Origin of the sequence: Paenibacillus vietnamensis, from assembly GCF_020169515.1 — a bacterium.
Taxonomy (GTDB): Bacteria; Bacillota; Bacilli; order Paenibacillales; family Paenibacillaceae; genus Pristimantibacillus; species Pristimantibacillus vietnamensis.
Genome location: NZ_JAHMHW010000017.1, coordinates 24,214 through 47,741, shown reverse-complemented (window position 1 = coordinate 47,741; position 23,528 = coordinate 24,214). Strand labels below are relative to the sequence as shown.

18 protein-coding genes are annotated in these 23,528 nt (G+C 54.1%); 8 read left to right on the top strand and 10 right to left on the bottom strand.

Annotation, left to right across the window (positions count from 1 at the left end; all coding sequences use genetic code 11):
• Positions 1–61: 61 nt before the first annotated feature.
• Positions 62–5,881, bottom strand: coding sequence for a rhamnogalacturonan lyase family protein (locus KP806_RS27875; protein WP_318153766.1), 5,820 nt, complete (start codon positions 5,879–5,881; stop codon positions 62–64).
• 540 nt (positions 5,882–6,421) lie between these two features.
• Here KP806_RS27875 and KP806_RS22585 point away from each other — a divergent pair.
• Both KP806_RS22585 and KP806_RS22580 read left to right on the top strand, forming a co-directional pair.
• Entirely contained in the window at positions 6,422–7,351 is a 930-nt protein-coding gene (locus tag KP806_RS22585) for a VOC family protein (protein ID WP_224726015.1), read from the top strand.
• Between the two features lie 215 nt (positions 7,352–7,566).
• The gene (locus KP806_RS22580) at positions 7,567–8,391 is read left to right on the top strand and encodes an AraC family transcriptional regulator (protein ID WP_224726014.1); all 825 of its coding nucleotides are present in this window, start codon (positions 7,567–7,569) and stop codon (positions 8,389–8,391) included.
• Between the two features lie 85 nt (positions 8,392–8,476).
• Here KP806_RS22580 and KP806_RS22575 read toward each other — a convergent pair whose 3' ends face one another.
• A complete protein-coding gene (locus tag KP806_RS22575) occupies positions 8,477–9,142 on the bottom strand; it encodes an SGNH/GDSL hydrolase family protein (RefSeq protein WP_224726013.1) in 666 nt (221 codons plus the stop codon).
• A 171-nt stretch (positions 9,143–9,313) separates the two neighbouring features.
• Here KP806_RS22575 and KP806_RS22570 point away from each other — a divergent pair, with 171 nt between their 5' ends.
• Positions 9,314–10,174: a helix-turn-helix transcriptional regulator gene (locus KP806_RS22570; RefSeq protein ID WP_224726012.1), complete on the top strand. Its 861-nt coding sequence runs from the start codon at positions 9,314–9,316 to the stop codon at positions 10,172–10,174.
• A gap of 209 nt (positions 10,175–10,383) precedes the next feature.
• Here KP806_RS22570 and KP806_RS22565 read toward each other — a convergent pair whose 3' ends face one another.
• Both KP806_RS22565 and KP806_RS22560 read right to left on the bottom strand, forming a co-directional pair.
• Positions 10,384–11,205, bottom strand: a complete 822-nt coding sequence (locus tag KP806_RS22565; RefSeq protein ID WP_224726011.1) for a TrmH family RNA methyltransferase — start codon at positions 11,203–11,205, stop codon at positions 10,384–10,386.
• A gap of 5 nt (positions 11,206–11,210) precedes the next feature.
• Positions 11,211–11,876, bottom strand: a complete 666-nt coding sequence (locus tag KP806_RS22560; RefSeq protein ID WP_224726010.1) for a potassium channel family protein — start codon at positions 11,874–11,876, stop codon at positions 11,211–11,213.
• A 139-nt stretch (positions 11,877–12,015) separates the two neighbouring features.
• Between KP806_RS22560 and sspI the strand changes: the two genes are divergently transcribed.
• Positions 12,016–12,246 carry a small acid-soluble spore protein SspI gene (gene sspI / locus KP806_RS22555; RefSeq protein ID WP_224726009.1) on the top strand — a complete coding sequence of 77 codons (231 nt, stop codon included), beginning with the start codon at positions 12,016–12,018 and terminating at the stop codon, positions 12,244–12,246.
• On the opposite strand, the gene KP806_RS22550 is transcribed toward sspI, so the two are convergent.
• Both KP806_RS22550 and KP806_RS22545 read right to left on the bottom strand, forming a co-directional pair.
• The gene (locus KP806_RS22550; protein WP_224726008.1) at positions 12,243–13,448 is read right to left on the bottom strand and encodes an alpha-D-ribose 1-methylphosphonate 5-triphosphate diphosphatase; all 1,206 of its coding nucleotides are present in this window, start codon (positions 13,446–13,448) and stop codon (positions 12,243–12,245) included. The genes sspI and KP806_RS22550 overlap by 4 nt on opposite strands.
• A gap of 135 nt (positions 13,449–13,583) precedes the next feature.
• Complete coding sequence (locus KP806_RS22545; RefSeq protein ID WP_224726007.1) at positions 13,584–14,141, bottom strand: GbsR/MarR family transcriptional regulator; 558 nt, start codon at positions 14,139–14,141, stop codon at positions 13,584–13,586.
• Between the two features lie 240 nt (positions 14,142–14,381).
• Between KP806_RS22545 and KP806_RS22540 the strand changes: the two genes are divergently transcribed.
• From KP806_RS22540 to KP806_RS22525, 4 genes are all read left to right on the top strand, one after another.
• Positions 14,382–15,593 carry a quaternary amine ABC transporter ATP-binding protein gene (locus KP806_RS22540; RefSeq protein WP_224726006.1) on the top strand — a complete coding sequence of 404 codons (1,212 nt, stop codon included), beginning with the start codon at positions 14,382–14,384 and terminating at the stop codon, positions 15,591–15,593.
• Complete coding sequence (locus tag KP806_RS22535; RefSeq protein ID WP_224726005.1) at positions 15,580–16,416, top strand: ABC transporter permease; 837 nt, start codon at positions 15,580–15,582, stop codon at positions 16,414–16,416. Before KP806_RS22540 ends, KP806_RS22535 begins: the two co-directional genes overlap by 14 nt.
• 95 nt (positions 16,417–16,511) lie before the next feature.
• Positions 16,512–17,384 (top strand): glycine betaine ABC transporter substrate-binding protein, encoded by an 873-nt coding sequence (locus KP806_RS22530; protein WP_263575837.1) that lies wholly within the window; start codon positions 16,512–16,514, stop codon positions 17,382–17,384.
• A 148-nt stretch (positions 17,385–17,532) separates the two neighbouring features.
• Positions 17,533–19,275: a GMC oxidoreductase gene (locus KP806_RS22525; RefSeq protein ID WP_224726004.1), complete on the top strand. Its 1,743-nt coding sequence runs from the start codon at positions 17,533–17,535 to the stop codon at positions 19,273–19,275.
• 74 nt (positions 19,276–19,349) lie between these two features.
• Here the strand turns inward: KP806_RS22525 and KP806_RS22520 are convergent, their stop codons facing one another.
• Genes KP806_RS22520 through KP806_RS22505 form a run of 4 tightly spaced genes read right to left on the bottom strand, consistent with a single transcriptional unit; the run spans position 19,350 to position 23,464 of the window.
• A complete protein-coding gene (locus KP806_RS22520; RefSeq protein ID WP_224726003.1) occupies positions 19,350–20,450 on the bottom strand; it encodes a Gfo/Idh/MocA family protein in 1,101 nt (366 codons plus the stop codon).
• 51 nt (positions 20,451–20,501) lie between these two features.
• Positions 20,502–21,224, bottom strand: a complete 723-nt coding sequence (locus tag KP806_RS22515) for a ThuA domain-containing protein (protein ID WP_224726002.1) — start codon at positions 21,222–21,224, stop codon at positions 20,502–20,504.
• A gap of 52 nt (positions 21,225–21,276) precedes the next feature.
• Positions 21,277–22,440 (bottom strand): Gfo/Idh/MocA family protein, encoded by a 1,164-nt coding sequence (locus KP806_RS22510; protein WP_224726001.1) that lies wholly within the window; start codon positions 22,438–22,440, stop codon positions 21,277–21,279.
• Positions 22,441–22,462: 22 nt separating this feature from the next.
• Positions 22,463–23,464 carry a LacI family DNA-binding transcriptional regulator gene (locus KP806_RS22505; protein WP_318153764.1) on the bottom strand — a complete coding sequence of 334 codons (1,002 nt, stop codon included), beginning with the start codon at positions 23,462–23,464 and terminating at the stop codon, positions 22,463–22,465.
• Between the last annotated feature and the right edge of the window lie 64 nt (positions 23,465–23,528).

Sequence of the window (23,528 nt, the reverse complement as noted above, 5' to 3'; positions counted from 1 at the left end):
TTCACTTGACGATCAGAGCTGACGACCGGGGGATCGCCCCTTCCGGGAAAAGACTACCGTATTATTTCAGCAATGCGTTTGCGTCGCGCAGCAGGTAGTTCGCCGCTTCTGTTGTAATATGCTCGCCGCTTTGATCCATCACTTGGTTGATGAACGGCTGCAGATTATTGTTGTTCAGCTTTTGCTGCAGGCTGTTGACGATTCCGTCGTTGTCGATCCAGCCCTTGGAGGCGAAGTATGACACCAGCTGTTTCAGCCCGTCGATGCTTGCTTTGGTCTCGAAAGTGAATGTCCGGCTCGCTTGATTTCCTGCCAGATCACTTGCGGTTACCACCAGGGTATGGCTGCCAAGCGGTAGTGTATAAAGCGCAATCGCTTCTCCGGGCAGATAATTCTGCGAATCCAGTGTCGCCTTTGTCTGGCTTGCATCGACGCCGGATCCGGAATCGGTCACCGAAGCCGAAAGCAAGAACTGAAGCGCGTCGCTATAGGAATGAATATTAGCACTGCCAGTCACAGCTTCGTTGTAAAGATTGGAGACCGTGCTGTTCACCGCAATCGCAGGAGCCGTTTTGTCGATTTGAATGCTTGCTGTTTTGGCTTCCTCTGCATTCCCTTCGTTGTCTGTCGAGCGATAGCTGATGGTATGCTGCCCGTCCTGGCTGAGAACGACCGGTGCCGTATACGCCTGCCAGGTGACGCCATCCAGGCTGTACTCCGTTTGAGCCACGCCCGACAGATCGTCATGCGCATCCAGGCTTACCGTTACATCCTGCCGGTACCATCCGTTTGCCCCATCCGGCTCTGCCGGGGTAACAACAGCAGTTGTCACCGGCGCTGTCTCGTCGAGGCGGACATAGGCGGAAAGAGGAATATTGAGCTCTTTCACAAGCCTTGCCACCAGCTCGGATACCTTGATCGCGCCGTTCATCTGCAAGTGCGTGTTGTCTTCTTTTCCGTCTACCCACATGAAAATATTTTTGGTTCCTTCCGGACCAAGCTCCTGGAAATGCTCCCAGCTCGCCTGATTCAGATCAATGAGCAGAGTTCCGGTTTCCTGTGCAGTTTCTTTCATCGCCTGCACGTATTCCGGGAAGCTTTTGTTCAAGGTTTCGCCGTTGAAGTCACGTCTGTTCACCGGCGTGACCAGAACCGGAATCGCGCCTCTTTGTACCGCGCCGTCAATGTACGTTTTCAAATACACTTTGAATTGCTCCGGCGTGAGATAACGCTCCGGACGCGACGGCGTGGAATCGTTATGAGACCACTGCATGAACAGATAATCTCCTTCATGAATATCGAGCAGAAGGTCGTTCAAATACCCGCCTACGAGGAACGTTTTGCTGCTGAGCCCGCCGACCGCACGGTTGTCGATGCCGACCTGTTCCAGATTGAAGAAGCCGCCCAGCGTTTCTCCCCATCCGGCCTGCGGACGATAACCTTCCGCATAATTGGCCACCGTGGAATCGCTCGCCAAATAAATAACCGGTTTTTCGCCCGTACCGTTTCCAGACAGACGTTCAATCTTCAAAGCGTTGATTTTCGGCGTGTTGCCCGAAAAGTCAAAGTTAAATGCACCGTCAATGAGAGCAATGTCATACGTGATTTCCTTGAATTCGCCGGCCGGTACGGTTGTAACCGGCAATTTGGTCATTTGCTCTACCGTAACACCTGCATTCGTGGCTTCCTGCGCATCGCCAATCGTCATCGTTACGCGGTAATTGGCCGGCTTCATTTCCACCAGGAAGGAGGTTCCGCTCAAGCGGGTGAAGTCCTCCGTAAGCGCATTTCCGGTTTCGCGGTTTTCATCCTCTACAAGCGAGGTATCGGCAAACCCGTAGCCGTTTCCTTCTACGTAAGCTCGATTAGCGACAACCTTGGTATAACCATCAGCTGCGTTTCCGGAGCCAAAATCAAATTTGTATTCGCTTATATCGCCTGCTGGTACGCTTGTCAGCGATTCCTTCGCAACCGTCAGCATGTTGAACACATGGTCCACCTGAGCCTGAGTGGCTTCCGTACCGATCAGCGCCTCGGCAGCCGCCAAAGCTTTGTTCAGCACCGCTTTCGATTGATCGGTATAGGCCGACAGATCGAGCGCCTTCAACTCGTCATGCAGCGCAATCAATGCGGTCTGATCGCCTGAAGCCGGCGGAAGCTTCGTGCCTTCGATGCGTACGTTATCGATCTGGGTTGTCCAACTGAGCGTGCCGCCGCCGCCCTTTCTCGTCCCCAGGAAGCGCATCGCTCTAACGTTATCGGCATAAGCGGTGCCTGCGCTCATCGGAATATCCTCGATCGTCTGCGTGACGCTTGGGTTAGCCAAGCTCGTCAAGGTCAAGTCGATCTTCTTCTCGGCAAAGTTAATCGTCGCATCCACGTTGACCCACTGGTTTTTCGTGATGTTTGTGGCAATTCCGCCAGGAATGGCCGTGCTGCCCGTACCGTAGTCAGGAGCATAATGACCCGGGAAATAACCGATTCGCGTGTTGGTGCCGCTGGTCGTATACAGGGTCAATATCAAGTTCTCGTTCGCGTCTTGCAGCGACAAATGTCCTTCCGATGGGAACGCGCCCACATTGCCCGTATTCCAGTCGAATTTCACTTTGACAATATCGCCGTTAACCGCATCGAACATACGAAACACTTTCGCACGATTACCGGATCCTGAGCCGACAACGTTCAGCAGCTTGTTGCCGTTTTGCTCCACAACCGTTCCCGTCATCGTTCCGCCAATACCTGTAGCGTTCACCATTGCGTATTGAATGGCGGCAGGATCGCCCTCGAAGTTCTCCTCATAGAGCTGGCTCTCCGGTTCCGGCTCCGGTTCGGCGACGTCCGGGTCGATGACGAACGGCGAAATGCTTACATTCAGGTCTTTAACCGCTCCCGCAACCAATCCGGCAATGGCCCGCGCACCGAAATCGCTGAAATGCGTGTTGTCGTTAATGCCGTTCGGGTATTTCGGATATTGGCCGGGATACGCGTACAGGAAAATCTTCTCCGTAGCGGCCAGGCCTACTTTGTTGTAATGCGCGATGCTGAGCTGGCTCAAATCGATCAGCTCCACGTCAAGCTCCTCCGCCACTTCCTTGGCAGCCTGTACATATTCAGGGAAGCTTACGTTAAATTCCTGGGTAATGAGATTGAAATCCCGGCGTCCTACCGGCGTCAGCAGCACAGGCGTCGCGCCGCGCTGTTTGGCGCCGTTCACGTAGCGGGCCAAATACGTTTTGTAATCCTCCGGAGACGCATAACGTTCCGGAATGCCTGCGCTGGCATCGTTATGTCCAAAGGAGATGAAGAAGAAATCTCCCGGCTTGATCTCGCGCAGTACCGTATCCAATCGGCCGTCGACCATAAAGGATTTGCTGCTTCTGCCGCCGATCGAATGGTTTTCGACCACGACGCCATCCGAGAAATAACGGCCGAACTGCTGGCCCCAGCCTTGCTGCGGAGCTTGCATGGCGCTGTAAGACTGCATCGTCGAATCGCCGGCCATATAGATCGTCTTCGAGATGCCCGGCGTTTTATCCGGATACTTCTCAATGATGATTTCCTGGACATGAATAGCCGTGCCGGAGAAATCAAATTCCAGCTGACCGTCTACCAGCGCGATGTCGTAGGAATAAACCAGAGGCGCGCCCTTCGTCACATTGGTCACAGCCAATTTTTGAACGAATTCGGATTTGACGCCCACGCTTCCATCCTGCGCATCATCGCCGAGCTTGACCGTCACTTTATAATTGGCATTCGGAAGGTCTACTGCGAATTTGGCGTTTGCCGGCAGGGTAACGTTGCTTGCGCCTACGTTGATGCCGGTTACGTTGTCAAACCCGTATCCCGTTTCTGCCGTATAAAGCGTGTTCTGTACAGCGGTAGTATTCGCAGCCGTTTCCGTACCGAAATCAAAATGATACTTTTGCTCCAGCGCTTCGGGTCCGCCGGTGAGAGCGAGATCCGCTTTAGGGAACGCCGTCGCTTCCGTGCCGATATAAAAACTCGTGTGCGGAGGCTGGTTGTAGCCAACGTTCTGCCAAGCCACGCCCAGACGGTATACAGGATCCTGCATCAGTGTCGGAATCCGGTAAGCCGTAGGAATTGTCGTCGTATACAGCCTGTATTCAGTGCTGTCTTCACTCCGCAGCAGGATTTCTTCGCGCCAGTCTCCGAGAATATCCGCCTGAAGCGCCGGATTTCCTTTCGTATGATTGTTGGTCAAAGTGCCTGTCGCTCTGAAGATTTCATTCAGCTTCTTGTTTTCATAATCCCACTTGTATACGAGCGGAATCCCTTTCGCTGCGCTGTTGTCCCATTGATGATCGAACAGCTCGCGCTGAAGGTCTCCGTCCCACCAGATCGCAAAGTTCGCGCTCTTCGGAGCTTCGGCCCCTTCATAAATCACTTCGCCGGTCGACGAATAGACTCGGGTAACGGGTTCCATTTGGCCGTCGACAATGGTGGAGGCCCATGATTCGTAGCCCGGGTAATTCGGATCGATATCCGCCGACATGCCGCGTCCGGTGTCTATGCCCGTATACTCGCCCCAGATGATTTCGCCCGTTGCGGCATCGCGCATCTCAATACCGTATTCGGCGTTCGTATGTTCATGCACGCTTACAACCTGGTAGCCTTCCCGGTTCGGGTCCAGCTTGCCGGCATGCATCGCATCGCCGTGGCCGAGTCCGGTGCTGTACAAGACGGTTCCGTCGTCGTCGATTGCCAAGGCGCCGTACATAATTTCATCTTTTCCGTCAGCGTCGACATCCAGTACGCTGAGCCCGTGGTTGCCTTGTCCTTCATACTGTTCGCCGGCTACATCCGAATCGAATGTCCAACGCTTCACCAGCTCGCCGCCAACATAGTCAAAGGCAGCCAGCACGGTGCGCGTATAATAGCCGCGAGTCATCACAACGCTAGGCTTCTCACCGTCCAAGTAAGCGATGGCAGCCAAGAAGCGGTCCACCCGGTTGCCGTAACCGTCGCCCCACGCGCTTACGTCGCCTCTTGGAGGATCGTAATTCACGGTGGAAACGGCTGCACCGGTTTCGCCGTCGAACAGCGTGAGGTATTCCGGTCCCGACAGAATATAGCCGCTGTCGTTGCGGTAATCCTTGGTGCCGTCGCCGATCACTTGGCCTTTGCCATCCTTCGTGCCGTCCGCCGTTTTGACGACGACTTCGGCTTTGCCGTCGCCGTCCATGTCGTACACCATAAACGCCGTATAATGCGCCCCTGCGCGGATGTTGACGCCCAGGTCGATTCGCCAAAGCTTTGTTCCATCGAGCTCAATCGCTTCGATATACACATTGCCAGTATAACCGGCATGGGAATTGTCCTTCGCGTTGCTCGGGTTCCACAGAAAGACGATTTCATACTCCCCGTCGCCGTCCACATCCGCCACGGATGCGTCACTGGCTATGTAGGAGTAGGTGCCGCCGTCCTTCGTTCTTGCGTCGGCCGGCTTATCCAGCGGAATGGGCAAATAATCGTTATGCCAGACCGAAACCGTCTCCGGCTGCATTTCTTCTTTACCGGCTATAACGGTTGAAATCTGGTATAGGGAGCTATCCGCTCCGGTCGAATCTACATAATTCGTAGAATCGCTAATTGGCGCCGCATTTACCTTATTTCCGTTTTTATAAACGTTGAAAGCGATCTCATCGGGATCCGTATTCAAATAGCGCCAGCTCAGGAAGACGCCGTTATCTGTCAGGACCGCAACCAAACCACGTTTCAGATACTCCGCCTGACGGGCCGGCAAGGTGCTCGAGGCATCCGCATAACTCGGTGCAAACGGGATTGCCACTGAAAAAACCATTAGAAAAGTCAATAAAATTGCGCAAATCGATTTCATAGGGGATACAGCTTTTGTACCCATGACCATGAACTCACTCCTCACGATTTTTCACTTTATGACATACTCGTGACTGGACCTGATGTATCTAAATTTCTCCCCCCTTCAAATCTGTTTCCGGTTCCAACTATTACAGAAGCACGATTGTAAAATTATAAGAAAGCGTTTCCATATCAAGGCGCTTTCCATTAGAAAAATTTTCACCTCCCAGCATTGAACCTCCTTAGTGTTTTTGGGGACTCCATGTACGGGAAACTGTGCTCATATTACCCTTTCGTCCTCGGATCGGTAAACCATGAATATTGATTATCCCGGTCACTTTTGACATTTGCGCCCGATTCGACGGGATATTTATGCGGCAGCTTCATTATTAAACAGTAGAAGCAAAAATGAAGCTTCCCGAATCATAGGAAACGTATATCGCCGGCTTCCCTTTTGCGCAGGACTGCCCGGCGATTCATCTAGTACTTTTTTTGTTACCATACTAGCAATCTAAAAGAAATGTCCTATCCATCCATATGATAAAATCAAAGAAGGTAAGCCACTTCCAAAGGAGGAAATAACATGAGTGATGCCAAGATTGGCCTTAAGCACCCCATCACCCCGCATTTATGGTTTGATAAGGAAGCGAAAGAAGCCGCGGAGTTCTATTGCTCCGTATTCCCGGATTCCAAAATCACAAGCGCGACAACCTTACACGATACGCCCTCCGGTGATTGCGATCTCGTGTCGTTCAACGTGTGGGGACATCCGTTTATGTCCATCTCTGCAGGGCCGATATTTAAGCTCAATCCTTCGATTTCGTTTATGGTTAATTTCGATCCGTCCCGGGAAAAGAACGCAAGAGAAATGATTGATGAGGTGTGGAATAAGCTATCTGATGGCGGAACCGCATTAATGGCGCTTGATAAGTATCCATTCAGCGAACGTTATGGCTGGATCCAGGACAAGTTCGGCGTCTCCTGGCAGCTCATTCTGACGAATCCGGACGGAGAACCGCGTCCTGCCATTATTCCCTCCTTGTTGTTCGTGGGCAGCAATTGCGGCAAAGCCGAAAAGGCACGCGAGTTCTATCTTTCGGTGTTCCGAAATACCGAACCCGGCGCTCTCGTCCATTATCCCCCAAGCCCGGAATCTGACAATGAAAAGCTCGTTATGTTCAGCGACTTCATGCTGGAGAACACCTGGTTTACGGCAATGGACAGCCCTTTGGAACACGCATTCCAATTCAACGAGGCTATTTCTCTATTGATCCATTGTGAGACGCAGGAGGAAATTGACTACTACTGGGAAAAGCTTTCCTATTTACCCGAGGCTGAACAATGCGGCTGGCTGAAAGACAAATACGGTGTTTCCTGGCAGATTTCCCCCGCAGTACTGGATGAAATGATGTCCAAGGGCACGCCCGAGCAGCGTAATCGGGTCACACAGTCGTTCATGAAGATGAAGAAGTTTGACATTGCGGAATTGCAAGCTGCATTTCTGGGGAAATAACGATGGTCATCTAACGTTCTAGATATAGAAAGCGGAACCGAACATGTTCGGCTCCGCTTTTTTGATTTAAAAATTGCAGGTTATCCGGCGTTGAATCGTCGTCGACGTCGATCGACAAATTTATTCTATTGTTATATTGTTAATTGTAGCTCCCATGAAAAAAGCCAACAATCTAATGATTTTAAGCATAATATTAAAATATTAAGGTGATCTCGATGACAAAAAGATACATTCCGCTTATTACGGAGTCGGATAAGGAGCTTCCCTATTTTCTGGTAAATGCCGGACAGCATTGGAATCAGGAGCATGTCGTACGCCCCAATGGATACTTGTATCAGTGGATTCAGTGCGTAGAAGGCGAAGGAGAGGTGCTGCTTGACGGAAAAGCCTATCGGGTGAAAGAAGGAATGGCCATGCTCTTGTTCAAGGGAACCGCTCATGAATATTATGCCGTAAGCTCTTCCTGGATCGTGGACTGGGTCGTCTTTGACGGCCATCAGGTCGATGCCTTCTTGAAGCGTTCTGCCGGTATCGCGGCATCAGGCGTTTATTACGTGTCCCGGCCTGATATTCTGTTGGCCAGAATTCATAACGTTCTGGATATCGGACAATCGGACAGCGCACTCAAGGGGATTCAATGCTCCAGCGTGATTTACGCCCTGCTTACGGATATCGTGCAGTATACGTCCGAGCTCCCGAACAATAGCGCCACCAGCCTGAATTTCAAGCTCAAGCCTTTGTTCGATTATATTGAACAGAATTACAACCGTCCTCTCTCTCTGGAAAGCCTGGCCGAGGTCACCGGGGTTACGCCGCATCATTTATGTAACTTGTTTAAAAAAACAACCAATATTCGAATTTTCCAATATATCAATTCCATCAGAATCAAGAAAAGCAAGGAGCTTCTCCTGCAGAATCCCCAAATGCAAGTGAAGGAAATTGCCTGTTTGTCCGGATTTGAGGATGCCAACTACTTCTGCTCCGTCTTCAAAAAGCATGAGCAGCTCAGTCCTAACCAATTTAGAAAAATTCATTATTGAAAACCTATCATACAAAAAGCCCTGATCCATCAAGACTGTCTTGACGATCAGGGCTCCATATTTGTCTAGTTTAAAATTGACCGGATTAATGTTCTGCCCCGCGATTATAATCATATCCGACCGCTTGCAGGAAAGCGCGCGCGAGTACGGCATGTCCCGCCATGTTCGGATGTACGCGGTCCCAAGCTAGAGTTGCCGGATAAATATGAGCCATAACCCGGTTAAAGGCAGCCTGGGTATCGACGAACCGGGCGTCATACTTGGCAGCCAAGCTTTTGACGACCTTGCCGTATTGATCCATCGTGCTGCGCATCGGATCCGCCCCATTCGGCTCGATATAGAACGGAGTCATCAGCACAAGCCCTTGCAATTGAGGCCTCGTGCGTGCGATCAGCTGCTCCAGCGTTTGTTCATACTCTTCGATATAGACATGCTGCTCGGTCTGCGCCGGCAGATCATATTGCCGCCAGACATCGTTGATGCCGATCATGACCGACAGCCAGTCCGGTTTCAGATCCAGCACATCCGATTGCCAGCGCGCCGACAGATCACGCACCGTATTTCCGCTCGTTCCCATATTCACAACGCGGATTCCGAGCTCCGGATAAGCCGCCGTCAGCAGCGCATCCACTAGCGAAACATATCCTTTCCCGATTGCCCCAAAAAGTCCTTCCCCGTAAGGTCTAGCCCGTTCGCAGTCCGTAATGGAGTCGCCGATCATGACCAGCTTCGATTTTGGTTCCAACAGCATCGTTTTGGATGACCTCCTGTAAGTGTGTTAACTATAAGTACGAATCTATTTTAGCATATCATATGACAATTTGATCCGTTGCATCTGTTACTTGAAGGACATTATTAAAGTTATGATATATACTATAACAAAATTGACTTTTTAAAATAGAGAGATTGGTGATATAGGTTCATGTTTAGACCCGTTTCCTATGCATTTCGTAACGATGACCGCTCCATATTAACGCTAGATTCCATTGGATACCATAAAATTGACAATCCGGCTTACAGCTTCTCGGGTGACGCCCGTCCCGATATCGGACATGTCATTTTTCAATATACGCTCAGCGGTCAAGGCTATCTTGAATACGAGCAGCAGCTCTTCCCCCTGCCAAAGGGAACGGGCTTTCTTGTAAAAGTTCCGAGCCAACACCGTTATTACTTCCGCAATACGGAGGAGCCTTGGGAATTCATCTGGCTAAACATACGAGGGGAAGAAGCAAACCGAATCTGGGATCATGTCATCGCCCAGGAGGGGCCTATTATTCGCAGAGAGCTTGACTCCCCCCTGCTCTCCAGTTTCTGGAGCATCCTGCGTATGATTTCGGAAGAGAAGGTCACCGACAAATTCCAGCTATCCGTTCAAGTGTACGAGTGGATGGTGACGCTGGTCCGAACGAGCAATCATCTTGGCGGGGAAAGCGCCAAGCCGATGATTGAAAAGGCAAAACGGTTCATGAAAGAGCATTATAACCGTCCGATTACGTTAGATCTATTAGCCGAGCATTGCGGGATTAACAAACATCATTTATGCAGACTATTTCAGAGACTGGAACACACCTCGCCTCTGGCTTACTTGCGAAACCGAAGGGTTGAAGCCGCCATTACCTTGCTCCGGACAACGGATCTGCCCGTTCAGCTGATCGGCCAACAATGCGGCTTTGATAGTCCGAGCTACTTCGGCAAAGTATTTCGGGAATATATGGCGATGACACCGAAGGAGTACAGAACAAAAAAGCTGGAGTTTCCTTATGACGCTATTTATTATGAGTAAACATGGAGAAGGACTGCCCAGACTACAAAAATAGCGGAGTCTGGGACGAAATTATAGGTCCGTACCTTTTCGTAAATCGCTTTGGCGATTCGCACAGCGGATTATATCGGTCACAAACAAAAAAGTCCTGATCAGTCAAGACTGGCTTGACGATCAGGACTAATTTTGTTTTGCCTAAAGTAACTTAAAACTCATAGACGACTTGCCTATTACCTGCTAAACCGCCGCTGCCGCAAAGCCTCATACAGCAGCACCGTCCCCGCCATCGCCACGTTCAGCGACTCCGCCTGTCCGATCATCGGGATAATGACCGATTCGTCGACCTGCTCCCTGACGGCTTGCGACAAGCCCTCCGACTCGTTGCCGAGCAGCAGCCAGGTGCTCTGGGTCCAATCATAGCCGTAGCAGGTATGCTGCGCTTGAAGGCTTGTTCCGACCAGCTTCACACTCTCCACCTTCGCCTCCGGCAGCAGCTCCGCCAGATCCGCTTCGACAATCGGCAGATGGAACAGGGAGCCCATCGTCGACCGCACTGTCTTCGGGTTATACAGATCGACGCAGCCCTTGCCGAGCACAACCGCGTCAGCGCCGACCGCATCCGCGCTGCGGATGATCGTGCCCGCGTTCCCGGGATCGCGGACGCCGTCCAGCACGACGACGATTCCGCCGTCCCGGAACAAAGCCGACCGGTCCGTCTTCAGCTTCGGCAGCACCGCGAAGACGGGCGGCGGCGTATCCGTGCCCGTGCATTTGCTCATGACGGCCGGCGACGCCTGCACCCATTCGGGGCCCGATACCGCGATACCGGCTGCCCGCTCTTGCTTAAGCTCGGCCGGAAGGCCGCGCTCCGCGTCATAGACGATCGTCGTCACGCCCGCTCCGCCCTTCAACGCCTCAAGCACGAGATGTACGCCCTCGATCAGAAATTGGCCGGAACGGTCGCGGAATTTTTTGTCCAGCAGCGATGCCCACTGCTTGACTCTGTCATTTTGAACCGAAGACAGCACGGAATCGAATTTTTCATTTATCATTGCCGTTAACCTTCCGAATAAGCGATTTCAAGATTATTTAAGTCCGAGTTTTTTCCTACGATAACAATGACGTCGTCACTTCCGATCAGATCGTCCGCATACGGGGCGATATTCATATGTGCGCCCGATTTAATCGCCATTACATTGCATTTATATTTGGCCCGAATGTCCAATTGCTTCAAACTTTTGCCCACCATCCGCTCGGGCGCTTTAATCTCGATGATGCTGTAATCATCGGAAATTTCGATGTAATCAAGGATGTTCGGCGAAACGAGATGATGCGCGACCCTGAGGCCCATGTCCCGCTCCGGAAACACGACTTTATCCGCGCCGATTTTGTGAACGACCTTGCCGTGCAGCTCGTTTTGAGCCTTGACGATCAGCGTCTTCACGCCGAGATCCTTCAGAATAAGCGTAGTCAGAATGCTTGCTTGTATATCCTGTCCGATCGCTACGACAACGACGTCGAAGTTTCGGATTCCAAGGGCACGCAGCGCCTCTTCATCCGTTGAATCCGCCGCCACCGCGTGTGTCACCGTATTGACGACTTCCTGTACGCGCTGCTCGCTCGAATCGATCGCCAGCACCTCGAAGCCCATATCCGTGAGCGACTTGGCGACGCTGGAGCCGAAGCGGCCCATGCCGATAATCGCGTATTGTTTTTTGGCCATATTTACGAAAGCCTCCTTGCAGGATGATTGCCGCAGTCATCTTCTAAGTATAGCACACCCTGCATCCATGGATGAAAAGGGCGGCGCATGGGAACAGTAAGTAAGCAAAAAAATGAATATCGGCAGGAGGTCATACAGATTGCAAACTATTGATTTGCGTCAAGCTATCGTTATGCGCGTCCAGGACAACTCGGCCCAGGAACTTTCCGAAGTGATCCAGGACTCCGTCGGTGCCGACGAACGTGCGCTTCCGGGACTCGGCGTGCTGTTCGAAATGATCTGGCAGCAATCGTCCGAACCGGAGCAGAGCCGGATGGTGGATTCTCTTTATAAGCATTTGCACGAGTCTACACCCGGAAATCCGACTTAATACCGCACGTCCGCGCTGTACACGAGCTTCCCGCCTACAATCGTTTGTGTCACCCACGGGAGGCTGCCGTAACGGTCTGCCACAATAAGATCGGCCGCTTTGCCAAGCCCGATGGAGCCAAGCTCGGAATCTGCGCCTAGAGCCTGCGCGGGATTCAGCGTGATCATCCTGACCGCTTCCGGCAGATCGGCCGTTCCTTCGTCATACAGCTTGAAGGCAGCGGCCAGCATCGAAGACGGGTGGTAATCGGAGCATAAAATATCCGCGGCTCCCGCCTTGATCGCATCGACCGCACGCAAATTTTTGTCATGCGAGACGCCCCGCACCACGTTCGGAGCCCCGACGCATACCCTGAGTCCAAGCGAAGCCGCATGCCTTGCGGTTTCCAGATTGATCGGGAATTCGCATACGGATACGCCTAGCCGCGCTGATTGCTCCGCTTTATCTGCTGAATCGTCATCGTGCGAAGCGATCGCGATGCCATTGTCCGCAGCAAGCCTGCCCAGCCGCGACAGCATGTCCGCGTCGACCTGCTGCCTTCGCTCCATCAGCTCCTCGACGATGACACGCACTTCATCCAGGCTGACGCCCTGATTTTTCATGACATATCGCTCGAAGGAGCCCGGCTCGCGATATTGTCCTTGCCCCGGGGAATGATCCATGAAGGATAAATAATCGATTGTTTTTTCCCGCAAATACCGTTCGACGATCGGCAATCCGGCCAGATGCGACACCTCGAAACGAAGGTGAATCCGGTTGCGTATCATCGCGCGTCTTTGGCCATAAGCCCGAATATGGTCGACCATCCCGGTCAGCAGATGATCGCCGCGCAGACTGAGCCCGACTCCGAGCGACAAGGAATGGTACATTGTCGTAATGCCATGCACCGGCAGCTTCCTCTCAAATTCCAGCAAAGCCATGTCCAGCGGGAACAGGGTATTCGGCCGCGGCTGAACCTCCTTCTCGATTGCGTCGCAATGAATATCGATAATGCCCGGCAGCACATAACGGCCCTGCGCGTCGATGACTTTGGCCTCCGGGTGTCTGCTCAGCCACTCTTCGACCTGTCCCTCATTCGCCGGCAAAGCTTCGATCAAGCCGTCAATTACCGTTATGGCCGCATCCTTTACTTCGTCCGGAAGCACGAGCTTCCCGTTTATTACGATTAACGAATTGCAGCCAGGCCTAAGTTGATCACTCATCCATCGGTCGTCCCCTATCCTGTTATTGTACCCATAAGCTTACCACAACCCTCGCCCGGAAATCATCCGCCGCCGGTATAAACAAAGGCCTAAACGCGGGAAGCGCCTAGGCCTTTATTTTGCATGCATCGCCGCTTACTCTTCCTTCGGTATGAACCGGTAAATGTCCCCGGTCTCGAACGAATCGATCAGCCGCTCCAGCCATTTGTAGTAGTTTAACGCATCGTAGATTTTACTTTCGTCGTTATCCAGTATCGCTAGAAAAGCGGTATCTTCCGCATACTGCTCCCTAAGCGAGCCGATCTCCTTAAGGGAACGCGACAACGCGCTCATGTTCTGCTCGACCGCCTTCCGCCATTTAATGCTGAAGAAGTCGGCGAAGTTCTGGTGCCAGTCCGGCTCCACCTCATATAAATCCTTGCGCGAGCCCTTGCCCCACACTTTATTGATCATTTTCAAATCGTGAAGCGTCCGCATACCCGTACTCATCGAGGTTTTGCTCATCCCCATCGTTGCGCTCATTTCGTCAAGGGTGACGGGCTCCCGGTTAAAATACATATTTCCATATAAATGGCCGATGGATAACGTAATGCCGTATAAATCCATGTTTTTGCCGATTGATTCGATCACGCGTCTTCGTGCTTGCTGCAGCTTCGCCCGCTGCTCGTCCGTTAAGGCTTCCAGTTCATTCATGTCGTTCCTCCCAAGGAGTGTCTTGCCGCCTATCCATGCTACACAAGTATTGTAAACAAATGCCCGTCCGGATGTAAAGAATGCTTTTGGATCGAAAAAGGGAGTTATCCGGAGAATACGGTACATAAAGTTCGTAAAGTTAAAACTGTACAAAGTATACGGTGGCTGACGCCTTTTGACCGTTACAAACATAACCATCTAGACTTATGGGAGTCGAAATATTCCACAAGGGGGCACAACATGGCAATTATAGAGGCCAAGAGGCTAACTAAAATTTTCGGACCCGATCCGAAAAAGGCGATCCCGCTGCTGGATAAAGGATGGTCGAAGGAAAAGATTTTCGCGGACACGAAGCTGACGGTTGGGGTCAACCAGGCCGAATTCACGATTGAAGAAGGTCAAATTTTCGTCATTATGGGCTTGTCCGGCAGCGGCAAGTCGACGCTCGTGCGTCTGCTGAACCGGCTGATCGAGCCGACGCTCGGCCAGGTGCTGTTCAAGGGCAAGGACGTGCTGCGCATGACACCCGAGCAGCTTCGGCAGTTCAGAAGAAAAAACGTAGGCATGGTTTTCCAAAAGTTTGCGCTGTTTCCGCACCGCACCGTGCTTCAAAATATCGAGTACGGCCTCGAGGTGCAGGGCGTTAAGAAAAAAGAACGCAGAGAAATGGCGATGCAATCGCTCGAGCTGGTCGGTTTAAAAGGCTGGGAGAACAGCTACCCGGAGCAGCTCAGCGGCGGCATGCAGCAGCGCGTCGGACTCGCAAGAGGACTTGCGAACGATCCCGATGTGCTGCTGATGGACGAGGCATTCAGCGCGCTTGACCCGCTGATCCGCAAGGATATGCAGGATGAGCTGCTCGAGCTCCAGTCCAAAATGAAAAAAACGATCGTGTTTATTACCCACGATTTGAACGAAGCATTACGGATCGGCGACCAGATCGCCTTAATGAAGGATGGCAGCATCGTCCAAATCGGCTCGCCCGAAGAAATACTGATGCAGCCGGCTAACAAATACGTGGAAAGATTCGTCGAGGACGTCGATCTGTCCAAGGTGCTGACCGCATCCCACGTCATGGTGAAGGCCGAGACGATCACGCTCGAGAAAGGCCCTCGCGTCGCGCTTCAATTTATGCGGGACCGCGGAGTGTCCAGCCTTTACGTGGTCGATAAGTCGATGCGACTGCTCGGCGTCATTACGGCCGACGACGCGTCGAATGCGATCAAGAACGGGCTGAAGCTCGAGGAGGCGATGGACCGGGAGGCTCCGACGGCCGGACCGGACACGCTGCTCCATGAATTGTTCGATTCGATGAGCAGCACCCGGGTTCCCGTTTCGATTACCGATGAGGCCGGACGGTTAAAAGGAATCGTCATCAAGGGCGCCGTGCTTGCGGCCTTGTCCGGAAACGCCGTGCCCGAAGCAGGAGGTGAACGCCATGAATCTGCCTAAGCTGCCGCTTGCGGACTGGATCGAATGGCTGGAGGCGTGGCTGGAAACGAGCTTCGACCCGCTGTTCGGCTTCATTAAGCTGATCGTAGGCGAAACGGTTGACGGCTTGGAAACGGCGTTAAATGCGCTGCCTGCCGTTGTCGTTATTCTCGCATTCGCCGCGCTGGCATGGCGGATCGGAAAATGGAAAATGGGCGTCTTCACTTTAATCGGCCTGCTGATTATCGAGAATCTGGGCTTATGGAGCCAGACGATGCAGACGCTGGCGCTCGTGCTGACGGCGGCTATCATCTCCGTCGTCATCGGTATTCCAGTCGGCATCTTATGCGCCGGAAGCCGCAGCATTCAGAAAATCGTCACGCCGGTGCTCGATTTCATGCAGACGATGCCCGCCTTCGTCTATCTGCTGCCTGCGGTCACCTTTTTCTCGCTTGGCGTCGTTCCAGGCGTCATCTCTTCCATTATATTTGCGATTCCGCCGACGATCCGGCTGACGAACCTCGGCATCCGCCAGGTGCCTTCCGAGCTCGTGGAAGCGGCGGACGCATTCGGCTCGACACCGGCACAGAAGCTTTTCAAGCTGCAGCTCCCGATTGCGCTGCCGACGATTATGGCCGGCATTAATCAGACGATTATGCTGTCGTTATCGATGGTTGTCATCGCGTCCATGATCGGAGCTCAGGGCGTCGGCGCTTCCGTTTATCGGGCGGTTACGCAGGGCAACACGGGAGTCGGCTTTGAAGCCGGGCTCGCGATCGTCATTTTGGCTATTATTTTGGACCGTCTGACCCAACAAGTAATCCGCAAATCGAAAACGAGCTGATGTGACCGAAGCTTCCGCTTAGGTTCAGGCTTTTAACGTTTAAGGAGTGATTGATTTTGAAAAGGAACAAATATATCGTTATTGCTGCATTGGTGATGGCCTTTGCGCTTCTGGCAGGCTGCGGCGCAGGCAAAGGAAGAACAGATGCAGGTGCAAGTCCGGACGCTGGCGGAAAGGGCTCCGGTGACAAAAAGCTGACGCTCGCCTATGTCGCATGGGATTCGGAAATCGCCAGCACCTTCGTCGTGAAAGAGGTGCTCGAGCAGAAGCTGGGCTACAGCGTCGAGATGCTGCAGGTTGATGCGGGTCCGATGTGGGCCGGTATTTCCGACGGCAGCGCCGATGCGATGGTTGCCGCCTGGCTGCCGACGACGCATGCTTCCTATACAGAGAAGTATAAAGGCAAATACGAGGATTTGGGGCCGAATCTTGACGGCACCAAGATCGGGCTTGTCGTGCCATCCTACATGGATCTTGCAAGCATAGAGGATTTGGCGGCGGATGAAGCCGGCAAGCAGGTCGACCACACCATCATCGGCATCGAGCCGGGAGCCGGCCTCATGATGTCTACCGAAAAAGCGCTCGACGAGTACGGGCTCCGCAGCGATTGGACGCTGCTTGAAAGCTCCTCGGCCGCCATGACGACACAGCTCGAGAAAGCTTACGAGAACAAAGAGCCGATTATCGTGACGGGCTGGACGCCGCACTGGATGTTCGCCAAGATGGATCTGAAATATTTGGAGGATCCCAAAAACGTTTACGGCGGCGACGAGCAGATCCACACCATTGCCCGCCAAGGCTTAAAGGAGGATCAGCCGGAGGCCTACTCCTTCCTGGACAGCTTTAACTGGACGCCGGACGATATGGCCGCGGTTATGGTCCGGATTGCGGACGGCGAAACGCCGGAAGCGGCGGCTAAAGCCTGGGTCGAGCAAAACGCGGATAAAGTGGACGCCTGGCTGCAATAGCAGTTACGCGCGAGGGAGCAGACCGGATGTCCGGTCTGCTCCTTTTTTTGCCCGGCCGGCTTACGATCAGGCATAAAGCCCCCTCCCCGGCATTAAAGTAGGAATAGAATAGCTGACCGTACCTCAAGCAGGACTGGAGGGAGAGCACTTGAAAATATGGATTTCCGGCAGCAACGAAACACTCCGAAGCATTGCGGGCAAAAATCATCTGTCCATTGAGGATCTCCTGTCGCTTAATCCGCATGTCGGGCATCCCGATCAGGTTCTGGCCGGCCAGCCGGTCAAGCTTCCGTTCCCCTTGCCGGCTGACGGCGGAATCGAGCCAAGGGCGGATTCGTTGGGCGCACAGCCGATGTCCGGTGCAGTGCCGATGGGCGGTTCATCGCCTATGTCCGGTGCAGTGCCGATGGGCGGCGCACTGCCGGTTTGTCAGGCTGCGCCGGGGCCGACGCTTAATAACTGGATTCCTCTGACGCCGATCGAGCAGATGGCGCAGAGGGAATACGATGTTCTGATTATCGGCACCGGGGCAGGCGGCGGAGCCGTGCTATGGCGTTTGTGCGAGAAATGGAGGAGGGAAGGAAAACGGATCGGAATCATTGAACGTGGGGACCAGTACATTCCGACGCATGCGCGAAATTTATCGACGATGAACCAGGAGAGGCTGACCGCTTATTTTAGTTACTTATCCAAGCCTTTGCCGGGTTCATTGCCCGAATATCCGGGAGCGAGGCAGCTTTTTGCACTGGGGGGCCGAACTTTATTCTGGTATGCCTTTTCGCCACGGCTGCACGAATTCGACCTGGTGAAGTGGCCGATACCTGCCAGTGAAATGGAAAGCTACTATGGCGTGGCGGAAGAGGTTATGAAAGTCACGGATTCTTTTGCGGAAGGCAGTACCTTCACGGAGATTTTACTGGAGCGGTTATGGATGCGCGGATATTCCAAGGCGGCCCCCCTTCCGGTAGCAGCCGATATCGTGCCCCATTCGTTCGGACAGATTCATACTGACATGTTTACGAGCTCGATATCTCTGCTCGCCAGAGCGCTGAATCAAAGACCGTATGATTTGGCAATCAATTCTCGTGCCGTACAGGTACTTCAAACGGACGGAAAAGTGTCCGGCGTGCAAGTCATGTCTCCGGATAAAACCTCTTATACGCTAAGAGCCAAAACCGTCGTATTGAGCGCAAGCACCTTTGAAACGCCCCGCTTGCTGCTGAATTCGGGCTTCCGGCATCCGGCTCTTGGACATTACCTCACGAATCAATCCTTCGTGCAAGCGACGGGAATCATCAGCACGGCCGATTTCCCGATCCCTTGGGGACCGCTGAACATCATGATCCCTCAAAAGCCGGAAACGCCATACTCCGTGCTGATGACCGGTCCAGAAGCGTTCTACTGGTATCCTGTCGCCTATGAAAGACCGCTGAACGGTGAAACGCTGGTCAACTTCTATGGTTACGGAAAAGTGGAGCCCCGCTACGAAAACCGGATTACACTGAATCCGGACAAATTAGACGAGTTTGGCTTCCCCGAAATCAAGGTGCATTTCTCCTTCAGCGAGCGCGATTGGGACGTAGTCGGCCAAATGACGGAAGGAATAAGGCGCATTGCCAGAGATGCGGGCGTTCGTCTCGCCCCCCGAAACGGCAATCCGGCCATTTGCCTCACCCCGCTCGGCGATCTGCACCATGACTCCGGCACCTGCCGCATCGGCAACGACCCTGTCACGTCGGTCGCCGACACGTCCGGGCAAATCCGCGGCATTTCCGGTCTCTATGTCGCCGATAACAGCGCATTGCCGTACATCGGAGCCGAGAATCAGACCTTAACCACAGTCGCCTTGGCCATTCGGACGGCCGATAACATTATCCGGAGGCACAGCTGATAAGAACACAAAAAAACTGCCAAGGAAGCCAAGGGTCAGTCCCCCTTCGTTCCCGGCAGTTTTTTTATTTCGTCCTAATCCAGGCAGAACGGCTGCAAGCCAAGCGGCAGAGGAGCCGGACGCTCGCAGGTGCTCTTCATCACATAATGAACGCCTTGCTCGGAGGCGTCATGGAAGCCGTGCATCGCCTCCAGCACATGGTACGCCAGCTCGCCGTTCGCGCGGTGTTTGCGGCCGGTTTGGATCGCTTTGGCCATATCGGCCGCGCCGACGCCGCGGGCGTTCTCGGCATAGCCGTAAGCAAGCGGAATATCCGACCATTCCTTCGAGCCTGCACGGCAAATTTTAATTCCGCCGCCGAAGGTGTTCGGATCCGGAACCTGCAGCGTACCTGCGCTTCCGTATACCTCAATGCGAGGCAGCATAGAGCCGCCCTTCACGTCGAAGCTTGTCAGCAGCGTGCCGATCGGGCCGGACGCGAAGTCGATAACGCCGGCGATATGCGTAGGCACCTCGACCGCAACCTTTTGGCCGTATTTCGGCTGGCTCGTAATCGTTCTCTCCGGATAGGAAATCCGCGCCGAGCCCGTCACGCGCGCGATCGGACCGAGCATGGCGACCATCGCGGTCAAATAGTACGGCCCCATATCGAACATCGGGCCGCCGCCCTTCTGGTAATAAAATTCGGGAGCCGGATGCCAGGACTCATGTCCGCCGCCTACCATAAACGCGGTAGCGCCGATCGGCGTGCCGATCCAGCCGTCCTCAATCAGCTTAATGCTCGTCTGGATGCCGCCGCCAAGGAACGTGTCCGGCGCGCTGCCCACGAGAAGGCCCTTCTTCTCGGCGAGCGCCAGCACCTCTTGAGCCTCTTCGCGCGTAACCGCAAACGGCTTCTCGACGTAAACGTGCTTGCCCGCTTCCAGCGCTCTCAAGCATACGGAGGCATGAGCCTGAGGAATCGTCAAATTGATGATCAGCTGTACTTCCGGATCGGCGAGAAGCTCGTCCACGGAGCAGCCGCGAACGCCGTACTGCTCTCCCTTTGCCTTGGCGCGCTCGACGTCCAAATCGGCGCAAGCCACGACCTGAAGCGCATCGAAGCGATTGCCGTTCTCAAAATAAATGCCGCTGATATTGCCGGTACCGATAATGCCTGCTTTTATTTTTTCCATGACTGCCAGTCCCTCGTCCCATAACGTAGATTATAATTCAAGTGCTTTTCTTTACAGCTGATTATCCGCCATGCCGCTGTACGCAGCCGCTCCTGCGCCCGCTTCCGCGGCCAGCGTCTTGCCTTCCGCGCACCACAGGAAGCCGCGGCGCATGAGCTCCTTCACGACCGGAATGTCGATGATGTTCGCCTGATGGCCGAGCGAGTTGTAATACACGCGGCCTACGCCCCAGCGCTTCGTCCATACGACCGGCATATCGACCGCCTTGTTCAGGGAATGCGGCCCCGGCGTCAGCGGGAACCGGGTCGTTGCAAGCACCTCGACGGCCGGGTCGACGTGCAGGTAGTACTGCTCGGACTTCACCGTGAAATCCTCGATCCCCGCGGTCAGCGGGCTTGACGAATAGTTAATGTTCACCGTGTATTCCACACCGTCGTTGCCCGGATGAGCGACCCACTGTCCGCCCGTCATAAACTGCCAGTCCACGTTTTCGCGGAACGCGTCGCACATGCCGCCGTGGCAGCCCGCCAGTCCTACGCCGCTTTGAACGGCCTCGGAGACGTTATTCACCAGCTTCTGCTCGATGCGCGCCATCGTCCATACCGGCACGATAAGGTCGAGCCCTTTCAGCTTTTCCGCATCGGCAAAAGCTTCGAGCGTATCCGATACTTCAACCTCGAAATCCTCCGCGGTCAGCACCTGACGAAAAATTTCGGCTACCTCTTTAGGCTGATGGCCGTCCCAGCCGCCCCATACGATCAATGCCTTTTTCATCGTTTAACCGCCTCTCAACCGCTCTATTGTAGGTCTCTTCCTTGTACAACAATTAAGCCAATTCGCTGATCGCAACCCAGCGGCGCTCCTCGATCGAGCGTTCTACCGCCTCCAGCACCTCTTGGCACTTCACGCCGTCTACGAAGTTCGGAACCGGCTGGCGGTCCTCCGCGAACGCCTGCATCAGCTCATGCACCTCGTGCGTAAACGTGTGCTCGTAGCCGATCGTATGGCCTGCAGGCCACCAGGCATCCATATAGGCATGCGCGGGATCCGTCGCCAGCACGCGGCGGAAGCCCTGAACGTCCTCGGCATCGTCTGTAAAATAAACCTGCAGCTCGTTCATCCGCTCGAAATCGAACTTGATGCTGCCCTTGCTTCCGTTAATTTCGAAGCCGTTCGTACAGCGGTGCCCTGCCGCGAAGCGAGTCGCCTCGAAGCTTCCCAGAGCGCCGTTTGCGAAGCGTGTCATGAACAGAGTCGCATCGTCGACCGTTACCTCGCCGCGCGGCGCATCGTCGCTGCCCTTCGCGCTCAGTCCGGTCATAGCCGAAGCGATCGGGCGTTCCTTGATGAACGTTTCGCTCATGCCGATGACCTCGTTAAATTCGCCGACCAGGAAACGCGCCATATCGATCAGATGTGCGCCGAGATCGCCGTGCGAGCCCGAGCCCGCAATTTCCTTCTGCAGCCGCCATACAAGCGGGAAGTTCGGATCGATGATCCAATCCTGCAGGAACACGGCGCGGAAATGATAGATTTTGCCGATGCGGCCGTCTTCTACGAGCTTCTTCGCCAGCTGAACCGCCGGTGCGAAACGGTAGTTGAAGCCGACCATATGCTTCACGCCGGCTTTCTCGGCCGCCTCGAGCATTTCGCGGGAATCCTGCAGCGTAAGCGCAAGCGGCTTTTCGCAGAACAGATGCTTGCCGGCAGCCGCCGCTTCGATCGCAATCGCTTTATGCGCGTCGCTCGGCGCATTAATGTCGATCAAATCGATATCGTCGCGCGCGATCAGCTTCTTCCAGTCGGTTTCCGAGCTCTCCCATCCGAATTGCGAGCGGGCCTGCTCCAGGCCGACGGGATCGCGTCCGCAAATCGCTTTCATTTCCGGCTTGACCGAATCCGGGAAAAACATTGGCAGCGCCCGATAAGCGTTGCTGTGCGCTTTCCCCATAAACTTATAACCAACCATGCCTACTCTTACTTTCTCCATTGAACAGCCGCCTCTCCTGAAATTATGATGTTTCCCTTTGCACAAAGCTCACGGGGAGCGTACCCGGCGGGGCCGGTTCCGCCTGTTCCCTTTGCTCCGCATCAAGCAGCCTCGCCGCGGCAAGGCGTCCCATTTCGTAAAAAGGAACCGCCACCGTCGACAGCCTCGGGCTTACAATCCTTGAGCCGTCGGAATCGTCGTAGCCGACCAGCGAATAATGCAGGCCGGGCTCCAGTCCCGCCTCGCGCAGCCCGTTCATAAGCCCGATCGCCATCCGGTCGTTCGCCGCGAACACCGCGTCGATCGTGCCCGTCCGGATCGGGCCGGCCATATCCGCGGAGAGCTCGTAGCCGCTTTTCCGGCTGTAATTGCCGGCATACACGAGCTCCTGCCGGAACGGAATGCCCGCCTCCGCCAGCGCCGCCCGGTAGCCCTCCAGCCGGTCCCCGCTGCTCGAATACTGCTCCGGGCCGTTCACAAAGGCAATGCTCCGCTTCCCTTGTTCAAGCAGATGGCGCACCGCTTCCATGCTTCCGGTCACGTGGTCGGCATCGACCGTATCGAACCCTTCGCCCTCGAACCGCTGATTCACGAGGCAGAACGGGTAGCCTTCCCGCTTTAGCTCCGCAAGCGCAGCCCGCTCCTCCGGCACATCCTGCGAACCCAGCATAACGCAGGCATCGATCTTCTGCGTACGGAACAGCTTCACGTAATCCCTCGCCCCGTCCGGCTCCCTGAAAATAAGCAGCAAATCGTAGCCGAAGCGCTTCGCAGACTCTCCGATTCCGCTTAATATTTCCGAAAAATAGTAGGTGGAGAACAAATGAACCTTCGGCACAAACGGCAAAATGACGCCGATATTCCCGCTTCTCCTCCTGGCAAACTGCTGGGCGAGAGCATTCGGAACGTAACCGAGCTCCTTCGCGGCCTGAAGCACGCGCTCCCGCGTCTCTTCCTTGATCGGACCGACGTTGTTGAGCACCCTGGACACGGTTGCTTCCGAGACGCCGGCCAGCTTCGCCACTTCTTTCCTGCTAATCGTAAAAGGCCTCCCATTATGCTATTTTCTTTGATGTTTCTTCATCTTC

Coding starts and splice junctions, on each gene's coding strand:
- KP806_RS22540 (WP_224726006.1), top strand. CDS start 14,382: ATGGCAATTATAGAGGCCAAGAGGCTAACTAAAATTTTCGGACCCGAT.
- KP806_RS22515 (WP_224726002.1), bottom strand. CDS start 21,224: ATGAAAAAGGCATTGATCGTATGGGGCGGCTGGGACGGCCATCAGCCT.
- KP806_RS22530 (WP_263575837.1), top strand. CDS start 16,512: ATGGCCTTTGCGCTTCTGGCAGGCTGCGGCGCAGGCAAAGGAAGAACA.
- KP806_RS22570 (WP_224726012.1), top strand. CDS start 9,314: ATGTTTAGACCCGTTTCCTATGCATTTCGTAACGATGACCGCTCCATA.
- KP806_RS22550 (WP_224726008.1), bottom strand. CDS start 13,448: ATGAGTGATCAACTTAGGCCTGGCTGCAATTCGTTAATCGTAATAAAC.
- KP806_RS22545 (WP_224726007.1), bottom strand. CDS start 14,141: ATGAATGAACTGGAAGCCTTAACGGACGAGCAGCGGGCGAAGCTGCAG.
- KP806_RS22565 (WP_224726011.1), bottom strand. CDS start 11,205: ATGATAAATGAAAAATTCGATTCCGTGCTGTCTTCGGTTCAAAATGAC.
- KP806_RS22510 (WP_224726001.1), bottom strand. CDS start 22,440: ATGGAGAAAGTAAGAGTAGGCATGGTTGGTTATAAGTTTATGGGGAAA.
- KP806_RS22575 (WP_224726013.1), bottom strand. CDS start 9,142: ATGCTGTTGGAACCAAAATCGAAGCTGGTCATGATCGGCGACTCCATT.
- KP806_RS22535 (WP_224726005.1), top strand. CDS start 15,580: ATGAATCTGCCTAAGCTGCCGCTTGCGGACTGGATCGAATGGCTGGAG.
- KP806_RS22580 (WP_224726014.1), top strand. CDS start 7,567: ATGACAAAAAGATACATTCCGCTTATTACGGAGTCGGATAAGGAGCTT.
- KP806_RS22585 (WP_224726015.1), top strand. CDS start 6,422: ATGAGTGATGCCAAGATTGGCCTTAAGCACCCCATCACCCCGCATTTA.
- KP806_RS22520 (WP_224726003.1), bottom strand. CDS start 20,450: ATGGAAAAAATAAAAGCAGGCATTATCGGTACCGGCAATATCAGCGGC.
- KP806_RS27875 (WP_318153766.1), bottom strand. CDS start 5,881: ATGGGTACAAAAGCTGTATCCCCTATGAAATCGATTTGCGCAATTTTA.
- KP806_RS22560 (WP_224726010.1), bottom strand. CDS start 11,876: ATGGCCAAAAAACAATACGCGATTATCGGCATGGGCCGCTTCGGCTCC.